Annotated in this window: 13 protein-coding genes; 6 read left to right on the top strand and 7 right to left on the bottom strand. The window is 48.1% G+C overall.

Features of this window, described 5'->3' with window-relative positions; genetic code table 11:
• Positions 1 to 91 precede the first annotated feature (91 nt).
• Positions 92 to 1729, bottom strand: a complete 1638-nt coding sequence (locus tag RBT11_06315) for a hypothetical protein (GenBank protein ID MDX9786367.1) — start codon at positions 1727 to 1729, stop codon at positions 92 to 94.
• A gap of 591 nt (positions 1730 to 2320) precedes the next feature.
• Here RBT11_06315 and RBT11_06310 point away from each other — a divergent pair.
• The 6 genes from RBT11_06310 (at position 2321) to RBT11_06285 (ending at position 8616) form a co-directional block, all read left to right on the top strand.
• Positions 2321 to 2578: a hypothetical protein gene (locus RBT11_06310; protein ID MDX9786366.1), complete on the top strand. Its 258-nt coding sequence runs from the start codon at positions 2321 to 2323 to the stop codon at positions 2576 to 2578.
• A 208-nt stretch (positions 2579 to 2786) separates the two neighbouring features.
• Positions 2787 to 3623: a TatD family hydrolase gene (locus tag RBT11_06305; GenBank protein MDX9786365.1), complete on the top strand. Its 837-nt coding sequence runs from the start codon at positions 2787 to 2789 to the stop codon at positions 3621 to 3623.
• 630 nt (positions 3624 to 4253) lie between these two features.
• On the top strand, positions 4254 to 5498 hold the full coding sequence (locus RBT11_06300) for an inositol-3-phosphate synthase (GenBank protein MDX9786364.1): 1245 nt from the start codon (positions 4254 to 4256) through the stop codon (positions 5496 to 5498).
• Between the two features lie 49 nt (positions 5499 to 5547).
• Positions 5548 to 6378 (top strand): sugar phosphate isomerase/epimerase family protein, encoded by an 831-nt coding sequence (locus tag RBT11_06295; GenBank protein MDX9786363.1) that lies wholly within the window; start codon positions 5548 to 5550, stop codon positions 6376 to 6378.
• Positions 6371 to 7246 (top strand): UbiA family prenyltransferase, encoded by an 876-nt coding sequence (locus RBT11_06290; GenBank protein ID MDX9786362.1) that lies wholly within the window; start codon positions 6371 to 6373, stop codon positions 7244 to 7246. The genes RBT11_06295 and RBT11_06290 overlap by 8 nt, the downstream gene beginning before the upstream one ends.
• 35 nt (positions 7247 to 7281) lie before the next feature.
• Positions 7282 to 8616, top strand: coding sequence for an alkaline phosphatase family protein (locus tag RBT11_06285; protein MDX9786361.1), 1335 nt, complete (start codon positions 7282 to 7284; stop codon positions 8614 to 8616).
• 8 nt (positions 8617 to 8624) lie between these two features.
• Here the strand turns inward: RBT11_06285 and RBT11_06280 are convergent, their stop codons facing one another.
• From RBT11_06280 to RBT11_06255, 6 genes are all read right to left on the bottom strand, one after another.
• The gene (locus tag RBT11_06280) at positions 8625 to 9461 is read right to left on the bottom strand and encodes a 1,4-dihydroxy-6-naphthoate synthase (GenBank protein ID MDX9786360.1); all 837 of its coding nucleotides are present in this window, start codon (positions 9459 to 9461) and stop codon (positions 8625 to 8627) included.
• Positions 9461 to 10204 carry a futalosine hydrolase gene (gene mqnB / locus RBT11_06275; protein ID MDX9786359.1) on the bottom strand — a complete coding sequence of 248 codons (744 nt, stop codon included), beginning with the start codon at positions 10202 to 10204 and terminating at the stop codon, positions 9461 to 9463. Before mqnB ends, RBT11_06280 begins: the two co-directional genes overlap by 1 nt.
• Positions 10205 to 10463: 259 nt before the next feature.
• On the bottom strand, positions 10464 to 14351 hold the full coding sequence (locus RBT11_06270) for a calcium-binding protein (protein ID MDX9786358.1): 3888 nt from the start codon (positions 14349 to 14351) through the stop codon (positions 10464 to 10466).
• Positions 14352 to 14353: 2 nt separating this feature from the next.
• Positions 14354 to 14803 (bottom strand): hypothetical protein, encoded by a 450-nt coding sequence (locus RBT11_06265; protein MDX9786357.1) that lies wholly within the window; start codon positions 14801 to 14803, stop codon positions 14354 to 14356.
• Between the two features lie 106 nt (positions 14804 to 14909).
• Positions 14910 to 15443 carry a DUF5625 family protein gene (locus tag RBT11_06260; protein MDX9786356.1) on the bottom strand — a complete coding sequence of 178 codons (534 nt, stop codon included), beginning with the start codon at positions 15441 to 15443 and terminating at the stop codon, positions 14910 to 14912.
• A 222-nt stretch (positions 15444 to 15665) separates the two neighbouring features.
• A complete protein-coding gene (locus RBT11_06255) occupies positions 15666 to 16112 on the bottom strand; it encodes a hypothetical protein (protein MDX9786355.1) in 447 nt (148 codons plus the stop codon).
• Positions 16113 to 16320 lie beyond the last annotated feature (208 nt).

The raw sequence follows: 16320 nt of genomic DNA, 5'->3' as shown, positions 1-16320 counted from the left end.
CCGTTTGTTGCGTTATTGCTTATCTTTGCACGGCCGCAAATTAATCCCGTCATGCTGAGCGAAATCGATTTGCGGCCGTGGTTAAGCGGTTTTAGTTGGTGTACAGGCGGATACAGAGCTTGACGTCTTTAAGGGTGATGATACCGTCGCCGTCCGCATCCATCGGATCACCCGGACCGCTCGCCGGCTGGTTTCGCATCCTCATAATCGCATTCGTATCCTCACGATCGATATCACCGTCACCATCCACATCGCAGATCGCTTGAATCAATTCACACGCGTCGCCTACGCCATTTCCGTCGGAGTCCAACTGATCCGGATTGGCAACATCAGGACAGTTGTCGCAGGCATCGCCTACGCCATCGGCATCCGCATCTTCCTGATTGGGATTTACTACCTGTACACAATTGTCGTCGGCATCACAGACCGTGTCCCCATCAGAGTCCAGACACCCGCCGCCGACGGAGCGCTGCAATACAAGCAGGGCATACGCTTGCGCACTGTAATTATTCCAGTACGTTTGTCCGAGGTACAATTGCCCAGCAGCATTCTGGCTAGCGATAAGCGAATAGGCATAATCAAAATACCAGCGGGGTTGTTCGTTCGGATCGGCATAATAGCCTGCCCCCCCTGCACCAAAAACAGCGGGCCGCGGAACAGTCGCCGGATCAAGATGAACCAATCTGGGGGCATAGGCGGGGTAATCACCCGCAGGCAAAGTGCCCATGCTGGCAGGCGTGAGGCTGCTTGGAGAGTTGGGCACCACACCCGAGGTTTCCAAAAAAGTATAGGCCTTTGATGAAGACCACAGGAAATAATAATAAGAATGCGACCCCCAGGGGCTGTAGGCTGCAGTTGTTTGATAATTATAGCGATTATACAACCAACGCAAATAAGACTGAACTGTGGGGTCATTGAGATCCGCGCCTCCGACCAGTTGAATCCAGAGTCCGGATGCGGTCTGTTGTGGTGTAGAATATCCGCCCGAATTATATGAGTGCCCAAGTTCGTCAGGGGTAAGCGGGCCGCCTAAGGAACTTCCCGGCAGTGCATTGGTAATATAAGCCGTTCTTGATTTTGCGGTCAGCGCGTTCAATTCGGCAAGGCGCCCTGCATCCGCAAACAGGGGATCGCTATAGACCGCCCGCACCGCTGCAAGCCCTGCAACAATAAGCTGCGTTGTCGATGAATCATTGCCGCCAATACCATAATAATACCAGTAACCCGCAGCATTTTGTACAACTTTCACTCTGTCAAATATAATATTTAGGCTGTTCAGTGCAGCGGCCTGGGACGGCTTTCCTGCTTCTCCTGTGAGGCCCCCTCCTGTGCGTAAAAAAACTGACAGGGCCATCATGTTGCCACCATCACGATAAGCATAAAACCCGACATTCGTATGGTTGGTTATGATGTATTGAATGAGATTGTCAATCCGGACCTTATCCGCCGCATTTGCATTCGCGTATCCCTGTGCCTCAGCATTTTGGTCATTGCTTACTCGCTTTTCAAGAAGCGCCAAACAGACCAGCCCGACGGCACTCGTTCCTTCTGATGAGAAGCCGCCACCTGGTTGCGGCGCTATAAAGTAGGGTTCCAGCCAGGCCAGCCCCCGGTCAATTGCCGTATTCACATCCTGGCTAAAGTTGGTGACAACTCCCATGGCAGGAAGCGTCATACCGAGGCACAGCATGACCACTGTGATTGCTAAAAAAACTTTTTTAATTTTCATATGCAGTTCCCCTTTCTTTTATACCCCTGTTGCTCGGCCAAAAAACATAGACCCCCTTGTCTAAGTCAAACTGATAGAACCATATCGATACATTCATCCCCGGTTTTTCTTTATCACCCCCAATCAAAACCCCTTATCGTTCAAAGCCAAGTTTTGCATCTTTTTGAACTTTTTCCGTCCCGCTATCGGTTTGTTATTTTTGCCAATAAACCGATATATTCCTGAATGATACTTTGGCTATTAGCAATTTTAGTGCCACATTCTCCTCCAACTAAAAAAATAATAACTTATTTATATTATTTGATTTTATAAAAAACTTCCATCTCCGTTAATCATTATTATGAACTTTATTCCATAGCTTTTTATTTACTTTTTTTCCCAATGTAATGTGGGTGATAATATTTCAATTTGGGAGGCGATATGAATCAAGTCACGAGTGCTTCTTGTTGCGCGATCGTTGCGCGCTCAATATTTGCCTTTCGGCGGATTATCGTATATTTGGAAAGAATGGTAACAACAGAGTCAGGGTACCTATAAGAGCAATTCTACATCAGCGAAAAACAACCGCGTTATGAAAAATGGAGGGAGCACATGACGACGAATTCAACAATATCAGAACTCGGTTCCCCACACACGGCATCAAAGCTTCTTGATATGTACTTTCTAAATGCCAGATCCCATCTACTCGAAACAGCGGCAATATTAGATCGAATCGAAAGGGCGCAAGGCGGACCCGCCGCCATGGCAGACCCTAGAATTGAACAACTGATCGCTGCATGCGAAATTCTCAAACACGGTACCAGAAACCGGTCAGAGCAGTTCCTTAAGCTTTTTTCGGACCAGGTGTGAGAAAAAATTGTGGCCCGATGTTGGTATCTCAACGGGCTAACTTAATGAATTAAGGCGGGTCTGCCTTTCCCTTGCCAATTCAAGCGCAGGGAAACGCAGACAAAAAACATTCTCAGTTAACCAATCGGTTCAGCGGACCTCACGCGCCATTGGTCACTGAGCCATGCCGAGATTAGACTGGCATTAACCTTTTGGAAAGAGGGATAATATGAAAGTCATTGAACCCCATATTCACATGATCGCTCGAACCACGCAGGATTACGAGCGGATGGCCAGAATGCATACCGTGGCTTGCTGCGAGCAATCGTTCTGGGCCGGTTACGACCGGACCTCCGCGCAGGCCTTTCACGATTACTTCACGCATATCTCCGTTTTTGAGCCAACCCGCGCCGCTCAATACGGCATTGAACATTACTGCTTCATCTGCATGAACCCGAAAGAGGCGGAAAATCTTTCTCTTGCCAGAGAAGTGATCGCCTTTATCCCCGAATTTTTGAGCAAACCCACCGCCCTTGGCATCGGTGAAATCGGGCTGAACAAAAACACCCGCAACGAGATGACCGTTTTTGCCGAGCAGGTGGAGTTGGCCCTTCAACTGGACCAGCTTATCTGGATTCATACGCCACATCTGCAAGATAAATTAAAAGGCACCAAGATGATGCTCGACTACCTGACCGGCCATGGAAAGGTCGATCCAGAAAAAGTGGCCTTTGACCATTGCGAAGAACATACGATCGGTATGGTTAGGGACGCCGGTTTTTGGGCATCCATGACGATCTACCCGGTCACCAAAAACTCTCCGGCCCGCGTGGTGGACACCATTGAAATCTACGGCCTTGAAAAAATAATGGTGGATGCATCCGGTGACTGGGGCCCTTCGGACCCGATCACCTTGCATGATGCTATTTTTGAAATGCGAAAAAGAGGGCATTCAGCGTCCCATATCGAAACCGTTTTTTATAACAATCCGTGTTATTTTCTCGGCCAAAACCCGAAATTCCACCTGAGACCGACCCTCGAAAAGGAACGGGCATGGGGTGCTTGAAAAAGTTCGGTGAAAGTCCGCTGCACGACTGAAAAACCAATGAAACTGAAAGGGCACCTTCTTGCCGTGCCATGGTGGATGATATGATCCATCTTCTCTTTTTTTAAAACCGGCTCATAATAAATGACATTATTTGCCCATTTACTGACACTTTTTATTCACATATTTATTTTCGAGAGTACGGTTTAATTTCCGGCTCTATAACTGAACAGGATGCCGGGTGCGCCAACCACCGTCCCAAAGACTTACTTATTTATTAAAATAACAGTTGGTTATAATTTTCTTTATTGTTAGAGAGACTATAGTTAAATATCCCGGAATGATTTTCGCCCATTTTCTTATGAATGCAGGCACAGTTATTGCTTTTAAGATTTGGCAGTTCCCTTTTCAGGGTAATACACAGCATCCCCACTGTGTATTACCCCCCTATCCCCCTAAAATTCTCCGGCTACGAGCAATGCACTTGGGGTGCATTTGCTTGCAAACAAATCGTTGCGTGGATTAAGGTTGTCGTAGAATATTCTCTTAACCATCTTTACAACTTTAAGATTGACCATCTTTACAACTTTAAGATTGACCAGATTATCCGAAGAGGCAACTATCCCAATCAGCACTATTTAGGAGTTTGTTTTGAAAAAAAAAATTGGCGTTTTGATTATCGGAGCCCGTGGCCACTTGTCTACCACATTGATGGTTGGTACCCTTGCCATCAAAAAGAGGTTGTGCCAGCCGACCGGCATGGTCACGGCGTTGGATGCGTTCTCACATCTTAACCTGACACCGCCGGAAGATCTCGTTTTCGGAGGGTGGGATATCCGAGGCAACATAGCACCCGGAATCATCCACCAAATTCTGTCCGATATCGGCCCGATCGCCCGACGGGATCTTGATTACATCGAAAATGCGTTGGATTTGATTTCCGCCAATATCTTCGCCGGCACAACCTTGAACAGCGGCCAGGCAATCTCCGACCTGGCGGATCCCAACATTACAGCACCATCGGAAAGCATCAGAGAAACCATCGGACGCCTGAAACGTGATATCTCAAATTTTCAGCAACGGCACGGACTTGAACACATTGCAGTTGTTAACCTATCCTCCACCGAGCCGCTTTTGTCGGTTGACAGCAGCACCATCACGCTTGCCCGCTTAACGGAGATTATCGAAAACAATGAATTTGAGGCTATTCGGGCAGGAACGCTCTATGCCTATGCCGCCATCGATGCCGGGTGTAGTTATGTCAATTTCACCCCTTCGGCCAGCGCAATGGTACCAGGCTTAATTGAGCTGGCCGAAAACCGAAAGGTTCCGATAATGGGCAATGACGGTAAGACCGGAGAAACCCTTGTCAAATCCGTTCTTGCTCCCATGTTTGCCTACCGGAACCTCTCAGTAATGAGCTGGCAGGGATACAACATGCTCGGAAACATGGATGGACGGGTGTTGTCCAACCCCTCAAACAAGTCCTGCAAGGTAACCAGCAAGGACAAGGTGTTGTCAAAAATTCTCGGCTATAAACCTCATTCTCAAGTCGCTATCGATTTTGTCCCGTCCTTGGGCGACCGTAAAACGGCATGGGATTTCATTCACTTTGAAGGTTTTTTAAATACAAAAATGAGCCTTCAGTTCACTTGGCAGGGATGCGATTCCGCACTGGCGGCCCCATTGGTGCTCGATCTGATCCGGCTCGGCATTTTTGCAAAAGAAAATCATGAGACCGGACTGATGAAACATCTGGCCAGCTTTTTCAAATCGCCGGAAGGGGTTGAGCAATACGATATGCACAAACAATTCCAGATGCTGATTGAATATGCCGCGTCTCACCGGGCATCAGAGCAAAAACCCAATATAATTCCCTTAAAAAAGGTGAACTGAGGTCCGGCGGCAAGATACTGTATCTAATGGTAAGGATTTCTGACTGAATATGAATTTCGCCTTTAGTTCCAATGCGTTTAAAAAACACAGCTTATCGGAAACGATTCGCTTTATTTCCAATGCGGGCTATTCGGGAATCGAGATCATGTGCGACCGGCCACACCTGTGGCCGGAAGATGTCTCGCTGGACGAGCTGAAATCGATTCGGGCGCTTTTGTATGAAAACGGGCTGGCCGTGTCCAACATCAGCGCCTTTATGATGTGCGCAATTCAGGATTTTCTGCACCCGTCCTGGATCGAACCGGACAAATCCTACCGGGCGCTTCGGGTGGCTCATACCTTAAAATGCATCGATATTGCGGCTGCATTGGGCGCCCGGACCATCTCCACCGAGCCGGGCGGCCCGCTGGACGGCATGGATCGAGCCATCGCCACGGAAATTTTCATGGAGGGCCTTTCCCGCGCCGTCTCGTATGCGGAAGAAAAAGGCATTCGGGTGCTGATCGAGCCTGAACCGAACCTGCTGATCGAGACCTCGGACCAGTTTCTCGCGTTTGCGAACGCTTTCGGAAAAGACCGCATCGGCCTTAATCTTGATATCGGCCATGCGTATTGTGTCGGAGAAAATCCGGTCGAAAAGGTGCTCGCGTTGAAAGAATTCATCGGGCATTTTCATATCGAGGACATTCCTGCAAGCCGCGAGCACCGGCATATGATGTTCGGCGAAGGTGGTATCGACATCAAGCAGGTGCTGAAAGCCATCGAGCAAATTGACTATAGGGGGTTCGTAACGGTGGAACTTTACACCTACCAGGACTGCGCGCCGCAAATCGCCCGGAAATCCCGGCAGTATCTTAAAGACGTTTGCGGATATGAATAGAAAGTTCTGCAGCTACCTTGAGCTGGTCCGGTTGCCGGGGGTGTTTACGGCCCATGCCGATATTGTCGCAGGCTTTCTGATGGCGGGGGCGGGTTGGTCAGATTTACCGGTTCTCGCGCTTCTCATGTTAAGCACCTCGTTTTTCTTTTTCGCGGGTATGGCGCTGAATGATTTTTTTGATTATCGCGTCGATGCCATTGAAAGACCGGATCGGCCCATCCCCTCGGGCCAGGTTCCCCTGCAAGTGGCCCTGATAACGGGAATCGCATGCTTGGGCTGCGGCCTTTTGTTTGCCTATGCCGCGCGGCGGACAAGTTTTTTGATTGCCGTTCTGCTGGCATCGGCCATTGTTGCGTATGACGGCGGGGTAAAAAAAATTCCTTGGGTAGCGCCGGCAAACATGGGCTTTTGCCGGTACCTCAATCTCCTGTTGGGATTCAGCGTACTGCCCTTGAATGGCACGTCCCTGGCGATCCCCCTGTTAACCGGTGTTTATATTTTCGGCGTCACGGTGCTGAGCGGCAGCGAATCAAGCGGAAAAAATCCCCTGGCGGTCATTGTGTCATCCCTTAGCATCGCAAGTGTCTTTGCCATTTATAAGATTCTGTTCGCTATGGGCGTACTTCCCAATCCGGCCGGACTTTATTCGATGCTGACGGTGATCCTTGTCCTTTCTACTGCGGTTCTGCGGCTGTTGATTCGGCAGACACCGAAAGATTATCAGCAAACCATGAAATGGCTGCTCGTTTCCCTGATTGTTCTGGACGGCATTCTCGTCACCGGGGTTCGGCCGTTTCACGAGGCGCTGGTGGTCTGGCTATTGATCGCACCAGGGCTCTATGTTTCAAGAAAATTCTATATGACGTGAGCCGGTTTTAAACTGAAAATTTCTCGAGGTGATTCATGTCCAAGTATCTCTTTGTGTTCAATGTCGTTGGTCTTTCTCAGAAATATTTGCCTTATCTTGAAAAACTGCCCGCGTTTTCCCGTCTGATGACGACCGGCATCACCGCAACGCTTAATCCCGTTTTTCCCTGCCTCACCATGCCGGGGCAAGCCAGTCTGGTCACCGGAACTTTCCCAAATCATCACGGCATGATCGCAAACGGCCTTTATGACCGGGAGCGGATGGAAGTCGGGTTCTGGGACCAGTATCGATCCTTGCTTCAGGCGACTCCGGTATGGGAGCGAATCAAAACAAAATCGCCGGACCTTAAAACCGCCGTATTATTCTGGCAAAACACCCTTCATGCGCAGGCGGATTTCGTAGTGACGCCTAAACCGATTCATGCGGAACATAAAATGATTCAGTGGTGTTATTCCAAGCCCGTGGGGTTGTATGAGGCCCTGGCCGAGGAATTGGGGCCTTTCAACCTGATGAATTATTGGGGACCGCTCGCCTCGCCTGAATCCTCGAAATGGATCACGCGAGCCGCCATTTCCATTCTGCAAAAACATCGGCCCAATCTGATGATGATCTACATCCCGCATTTAGATTATTCCTGCCAGCGATTCGGCCCGGAACATGATGCGGTCTACCGGGATCTTCAAGTCGCCGATCAACTGATCGGAAGTTTTCTGGATGAAATGGACCACCTCGGGATAACCGAAGATTCAACTGTCGCGGTTTTGTCGGAGTATGCATTAACCGATGTTTCCGAAGCCATTTTGCCCAACCGGCTGTTGCGGGATGCCGGGTTTTTAGCGGTTCGTGACATAGAAGGCGGGGAGTATCTGGATATAGAGATGAGCCGCGCCTTTGCCATGGTGGATCACCAGATTGCTCATATTTACATTAAAGATATGGCGGATGAACCGGCTGTTTACAATCTTCTGGCTGGCACCCCCGGTGTCGACTTTGTTATCGATGCGGCGCATAAACCAACCTATCATATGGATCATTCCCGATCTGGGGAACTGATTGCCGTATCCGCTTCAGACCGGTGGTTTGCCTATTACTGGTGGCACGCCCTCGAAAAAGCGCCCGATTTCGCCGGAACTGTCGATATTCACCGCAAACCGGGATACGACCCCCTTGAGCTTTTCTTTGATCCGAAGACAAAATCGATCCCCTTGAATACTTCCCTGATTAAGGGATCACACGGGGCACCGGCGAAAACGCCTGAACAGATGGGCTTGTTGATTCTTAGCAGAAAAGACTCGATAAGGGGGAAATTGCGGCCGCAAATCGACATGCTCCAGGTTTCTTCAATTCTGGAGGACCTGCTGACCGATTAAAAAATAGTTTAACAGGCAAACAGCGGCAACGTGGGAAAAGGCATCAACCCTTTTTCAGCGGCTTTTTGAAACAGCGTTTTAATGGCAAGCCGGCCTTCTGCCCCCAAATCCTGTGTAAACTCGTTGACATAGAGTGAGATATGCTGGGAAATTACCTGCGGCGCCATCTCCTGGGCATGCCGGGTGATGTAATCCGCCGCATTCTCGGGGGTTGCCTTCGCATAGTCAATGCTGGCTTTCAACGTATTTTGCACCTTAAGAATCACCGCCTCGGGCAAACTTCGATGCACCGCGATGCCACCAAGGGGAATGGGAAAACCGCTTTGCGTTTCCCACCACTGCCCTAGATCCAGAAGGCAAGTGAGCCCGTATTCCCGATAGGTAAAACGGCCCTCATGAATGATCACCCCCGCCTCAACTTCGCCCGCTCTGATCGCCGGCATAATTTGATCAAAGGTCATGGCCTTCGTCCGGACCGGATGCGGGGAAAACAAATTCAACAATAAGCAGGCGGTGGTCCATGCGCCGGGCACGGCAACCGGCGTATCGCCCAGTTGCGCCAATTCTACTCCCGGCTTTGCCACAATCAAGGGTCCGCAGCCGCGCCCCAGAGCCGCTCCGCAATGAAGAAGGCCGTAACTTTCCTGCAAATGCCCGATCGCGGCAAAGGATAACTTGGTGATATCCAATTGTCCGGCGGCTGCCCGCTGATTGAGCGATTCCACATCCGCCAGGGTAATTTGATAGGTCAATTCATTGAGATTCACTTTTTGGTGCGCCAGCGCATAAAAAATAAAGGTGTCGTTCGGGCAGGTGGAATAGCCAAGCGTCAATGGTCGATTCATCAAAAAATGCCCCCTTTGAGCAAGGTCATTACCGCCGCCTGGCTTCTTTCCCATGCCAGAGGCAAGTTCCAGTGATTCCGCTCTCTTTTGCCCACAACGTTAGCGGCGGCTCTGATTTCTAAAAACGGAATGCCATAATGCAGGGCCACATGGGCAGCGCCTGCGCCTTCCATGGATTCCATGCACACCTGGTAGGCATCAAAATACTGCTCAGCCCGCCGGTCCGAGGCTGTAATGGTGGAAACGGTCAAAAAAGGCCCGAGATTGACCGTAATATTCATCCCGGCCATTTTCCGACTGATAACGGACTGTGCCTTTCGAGTCAATTCAACACCTATCGCATAGCGATTCTTGATTTCAAATCCACCATAACACCCGATCGAAAACGGCAACGGATCGACCGGTATTTCCGTCGGCCTCTCAGGCTCAAGCCCCAGATGGGCATCGATTTCCTCGGAGGCGATTGCGATATCTCCGATATTAATCCCCGCCTGTTTAAATCCGCCCGCGCAACCAACTTGAAGAATTGCTGCCGGTCGTTGCCATTCTATGGCCGATGTCAGTGCCTGAACCGTGTTGACCTGCCCGGGACCGGCAACCAGCAGGTTTACCGGCGTATCAACCAGAACACCAGCGGTCATTTCTCTTTGACCGGCCCGAACGCTTCGCGGCGACTCAATGGTGGCCGCCAGCAAGGCGGCTTCTTCTTTTACAGCTGTAACAATCAGTAAATAAGGCGACATATTTATTTCTTTAGTCCGTTGAGCCTCTTTCAGACCGTTTCAGTTCGGCCAAGGTCAAGTGAATTTAAATTTCAACCAACTGAATACATATGGCATTTTAAGGATTGATCCATTTTCGTGAACAACATGCCATGAGTTTTGAAAAATTACCATATCATGGTGATCTAATAAACACTGAAATTCCAGCTAAAAAAGAAGGGACTTGATTATACTGCTATTAGGATTAAAGCCCCCTCTTTTTTTTTAGAATATTTTCTGATTAAGCCTGCGGAGCTCTCCAGCTTGCCGTTATAATATTCATCAGATCCGGATGGTTTCTTACGTCATCAACATTTGCCATAGAAATCCCATAACTGTTTGCAAAAGCTGTTATATCCTGAATTATTCTGTTCACATCAGCGGAAGTCAGATACGAACCATCTGAAAGCACGAATTTTTCTATAGCATTGTTGGCATTTGACTGGTTGCGTATTGTTGCCGTGGAATCTTCACCAGAACTAATTATTAGATTTGTTCCGCTGTTAAATATGCCTATTTCATTTTTTACAAGCCCATTACCAAGCTTCAGCGTGTCGCTCCCGGCATTAAAAGAGCTGTTGTAGCTGCTCTCGTAATTGTAATAAGAATCATAGATCGTGTCCTGCCCGTCGCCCTTGTTGAAAATGTACGTATCATCACCACGGCCGCCCCAGATTACATCGTTGCCAAGGCCGCCTTCCAATGTGTCGTTATACGCATAGGTCGTTATGGTGTCGTTCCCGCCGAGCCCCTTTATTGTTACCGCTGATACGGGCCAGGATATGGAATCATTACCCTCCGTCCCACTTACCTTCGCCGCTATCTGATTGATGCCCCATTCCGTCCCGTTGCTGAATACAAATTTCTCTATCCGGTTGCTCCCATTGATCCAATCCCTGATCGTTATCCGGTCTCCGGGGTTGCTGATAAACTGTACGATCAGATTCTTGTTTTCTGAAAGTCCCACGAAAACATCTTCCGGTGTTATGTTTTCTCCGAATTTCAGCGTGTCGCTCCCGGCATTAAAAGAGCTGTTGTAGCTGCTCTCGTAATTGTAATAAGAATCATAGATCGTATCCTGCCCGTCACCCTTGTTGAAAATGTACGTATCATCGCCACGGCCGCCCCAGATTACATCGTTGCCGAGGCCACCTTCCAATGTGTCGTCATACGCATCAGTCGTTATGGTGTCGTTTCCACTGAGCCCCTTTATAGTTGCTCCGGATACGGACCAGGATATGGAATCATCACCCTCCGTCCCGCTTACCTTCGCCGCTATCTGATTGATTCCCCATTCCGTCCCATTGCTGAATACAAATTTCTCTATCCGGTTGCTCCCATTGATCCAATCCCTGATCGTTATCCGGTCTCCAGGACTGCTGATAAACTGTACGATCAGATTCTTGTTTTCTGAAAGCCCCACGAAAACATCCTCCGGGGTTATGTCTTCCCCGAACTTCAACGTGTCGGCTCCGGCGTTAAAAGAGCTGTTGTAGCTGCTTTCGTAATTGTAATAAGAATCATAGATCGTATCCTGCCCGTCGCCTTTGTTGAAAATGTACGTATCATCACCACGGCCGCCCCAGATTACATCGTTACCGAAGCCGCCTTCCAATGTGTCGTCATACGCATCGGTCGTTATGATGTCGTTTCCACTGAGCCCCTTTATAGTTGCCCCGGATACAGACCAGGATATCGAATCATCACCCTCCGTTCCGTTTACTCTTGCCGCTATCTGATTGATTCCCCATTCCGTGCCGTCGCTGAATACAAATTTCTCTATCCGGTTGCTCCCATTTATCCAATCCCTGATCGTTATCCGGTCTCCAGGACTGCTTATAAACTGTACGATCAGATTCTTGTTTTCTGAAAGTCCTATAACAACATCTTCCGGTGTTATGTTTTCTCCGAATTTGAGCGTGTCGCTCCCGGCCTTAAAAGAGCTGTTGTAGCTGCTTTCGTAATTGTAATAAGAATCATAGATCGTGTCCTGACCGTCGCCCTTGTTGAAAATATACGAATCATCACCACGGCCGCCCCAAATCGTGTCGTTGCCCTGGCCACCTGTTATCTGATCATTTCCGGAATCACAATTAATGCTATCGTCTCCAGCACCGCCATTTACTTGGTTATTGCCCGTTCCTCCCTTGAGGATGTCGTTTCCGTCTCCGCCTGAAAGCGTATCATCATTATTGCCACCATCGAGAATATCATCTCCCTCATTGCCAAACAGCGTATCGTTGCCGTCTTGGCCATAAATAGAATCGTTGCCCGCTCCACCGTATAAAAGGTCGTTGCCTGCTGCACCATTGATGACATCATTGCCGTCCTCGCCCACCAGAAAGTCAGCAAAAGAAGCTCCTGTGAGACTGTCATGGCCTGCTTCACCATTAATATAATATTCTTCTTGAGCAGTTCCGGAGAGAATATCGTCATTTACCGTGCCTTGAATTTTGGTTTTCCCCGCGCCGTCTATGATTGTAAAATATTCGGAGTTGATTGCGCCCAAGTCCGCGCGAAGTTGAGGGATGTTGAAATGTCCATTGGTATTCAAAATTGTTAAGGAACGCACGAATTCTTCAAGCAAGTGTTTCCCGGATACCGGATCGGCGCTGAGGCGATTAAGCAGTTCCGTTTCGGCCCCTGCCACATCAGCGGTGATACTATCCGTGGTATCATCCCAGGTATAGATAATATCATCATACAGATCCTTCAGTTGCGTCTGCGCCATCAATTGGGCGTAGAATAAGTCAAGAAGGCCCTTGAAAGTCTGATCGAGGGAATTAGCGGCATTAGGGCCGGGATTTGCGGCATCAATTAAAGACTGATCGGTGATCCCGACACCAGAGCCACCAGAGCCGTAAGCTGCAGGGCCGACAAAAACCTGTCCGAAAAGATGTTCCATTGCAACAAGACGTCGGGCATCAATATTACTCCCCCTGCTCGTTGGATTTACCCCGTCACTTCCAGCCCATTTGAAGACAATTTGTTCCATTAGGGAGCAACATGCCGTGATGTCTGTCGCCGACGCGAACTGCTGAATAAGAGATTTTAACTGCCCGCTCGTATCCCGTACCATCGTCTGGCGTAACGTGTAAACACTCCCGAAGCCTTGGAGTTCGGGCAGAGCCGCGATGTCGCCGGGAACATCAAGCCATTCGTTGGCTATAGTGAACAAAGGGTCGTTAGCAAACCAAACGTCGGTGGCGGTGGATGTGGTATCGTCATTCCAGGTGAAGCTGCCAGTCTGTCCGAGCGTATTACCGTTTGCATCGACGGAAGTAGATGCTGTAAACCCAGTACCAATCGATTTGATGCCCAAATCGGTCAGGGTTCTTAATTCGTCAGATGTCGATAAACCGTTACCATCAGTATCTTGCCAAACCTTTAGTTGAGAAAATGCCGCATCACTATTGTCGATTTTACCATCAAGGTTCTCATCGAGCTCCACCAGTGCCGCAAAGCCATTTGTCGCCTTCTGGCCGTTGCCAAGAAGAGTGTTGTTGCCGAAAATTTCCCCTCCATCATCAATAGTTCCATTTCCGTTCCTGTCCAGCGCCAGTAACCCATCATCGGAGGAAACCCAGCCGGTCTTCTCCGCGAAACCGTTCTTGTCATGATCGAAGTATGCGCCTCCGGTAAGTGCCCTCGTCTCAATGCCGTCCTTGTCAAGATCAAGGACAATAGGGCTTACAAGGAGGTTGGAGGCGTTGAAAGAATTGAGATAGTAGTCTAACATCGCAAAAGCTGCGGCATCGATGTAAGGATTGTTTAGAAGAGTGGCAAGAAATGCAATTGTATTAGGTTCGGGACTTATTCCAGCATCATTCAGCAAACTTTTAAGCCATGTGTTACACTGATCGCCAGTAAAAAAGTTATAATTAGGTGGATCTTGCCGATCATGGTTAATGCGATCCATCAAGTCGCTGTATTGTTTGTCGCTGATATCCATCCATGGAGATGTTTTGTTGTAAGGATGTTTAGTATCATCTTGGATGTGACCCGCGTCAATGGGCCAGCCATCGCGAGGAACAAGTCCAAATCCCTCTTCGCTACCGTCAGGGTGACGAACCATAAGAAAAGAATGTGGCATCCAGGCAACATCAGCTCTGATTTGAATCTGCGGCATAACTATTTCTCCTTTTTCAAGATCAGTTGAAGTATTGTTGTTTTGGGTATTCCTTTGAGGGTTTCCTCTTTCGTTTGAGTATACATTTCAAGCTCATATTGTATTTCTGGGTACTTTGCATGCGCGTCGATACACAAGCCAATTATCTTTTTTGCGATTGATCGGTCCGTGACGCCATATACAGTGATCTCAATAACCATTGAAGGGCGTATAAAAACATATTGCTTATCTACGCAATCATTCTTATCACCGCACAGTTTTTCCGAAACTAGCAAATCTTCAATAGTATCGACCAATTCACGTGCCTGCGTTTGGTGCACATGTGAACTTATGCAGCCGGTGCATATGGCTATCGCCAAAACTACGGCCAACAACAATTGGCAGCGTACGTTGGGACGGGCTATAATAGTCAGGCCGCCCAGATAATAACTATCTTGCCCTGTTTTCATCATATACCTCCATTATATGATCATAGCGAGATGCCGTACCATCACTGAGCGGGGTACCGGCAATTGCGACGTAAACCGTTACTGTATATGCCATGCAAATTTTTCTCCTTTATTTGCCCAGATAGGCCTTAGTAATTTGAAGTTCAGTTCTAATCTCTTTAAGCCCCGGAGCATCCTTCAAGCTTTCAGCAGTTAAGGTATAACGCCCCGGGGCGAGTTTAAGGTATGTAAGGCGTGCATCGAACTCGCAATCGCCCCAAGAATGAAGCTTCGGCGCTGCAAATTCCTTATCAATTAAACCGGAGTCCGTCGTGCTGCTTTCTTGAACCAATCGAATTCGGATGATGATTGGCGCACCGGGCTCAACCCGTTTTCCCGATTTATCTTCTACTGGCCCCCCAATATTTTTCCAAACATCGTCACGTAAATTTTTATCACAAAAATACCGGAGTTTTATTGCATAGAAGTCTGTTTTGGAGATATCGAACTTAAAAGAAATACGACTGCCGGCGTTTTCGACGGCAAAAAGAACGGACAACGGCGGCTTAGGGATTCCGCTGAATGCATCGCATCCTGTAAGCCCAATCACCAAAATTAAATATAGTAATAGTTGATGAAATACCTTTTTGTGAATAGCGATCATTTAATTTCTCCGTCAACTTGTAATTGCCAAATTAATTCGGAATGTTAAATCATTCACCAAATAATGAGTAGCACCTTCTTCTAGTTGGAGATGAAGTGACGGGTACGTTGACGTGTAGGGATATCAGCCCAAAGCCATCTTCGCTACCGTCGGAGCAGCAAGCCATAAGAAAAGAATGTGGCACCACCTCAGCATCAGCTCTAATTTGAATCTGCGGCATAACTATTTCTCCTTTTTCAAGATCAGTTGAAGTATTGTTGTTTTGGGTTCCCCTTTGAGGGTTTCCTCTTTCGTTTGAGTATACATTTCTAGCTCATATCGTATTTCTGGGTACTTTGCATGTGCATCGATACACAGGCCAATTATCTTTTTTGCTATTGATCGGTCCGTGATGCCGTATACGGTGATCTCAATGACTGTCGAAGGGCGTATAAAAAAATATTGCTTATGTGTGCAATCATTCCTATCTCTGCACAATTTCTCCGAAACAAGCAAATCATCAATCGCGCCGACCAATTCACGTGCTTGCGTTTGATGCACATGTGAACTTATGCAGCCGGTGCATATGGCTATCGCCAAAACTACGACACAAAGCAATTGGCACCGCACAGTCAGACGTGCTATTGTTAAGCCGCCCCGATAATAACTATCTTGTCCCATCTTCATCATTTACCTCCGTTTTCTACCCGCCAAATAGAATGTGGCATCCAACTAGCATCAACTCTGATTTGAATTTGCAGTATAGCTATTCTCAATGCCGTTTCCTTAAGGAACTTAAATGCGTTAATACTTTAAAAATACAATCTGTTATGCTATAAATACATTGTTCTTTTGTATCAGTAAAAAATTCAAAAAAAGGAGAGAACAATGCTCAAAA

The organism is Desulfobacterales bacterium, from assembly GCA_034003325.1.
Lineage (GTDB): Bacteria > Desulfobacterota > Desulfobacteria > Desulfobacterales > JAFDDL01 > JAVEYW01.
Note: the sequence above shows the minus strand (reverse complement) of the source record. Positions and strands in the feature narration are given on the sequence as shown.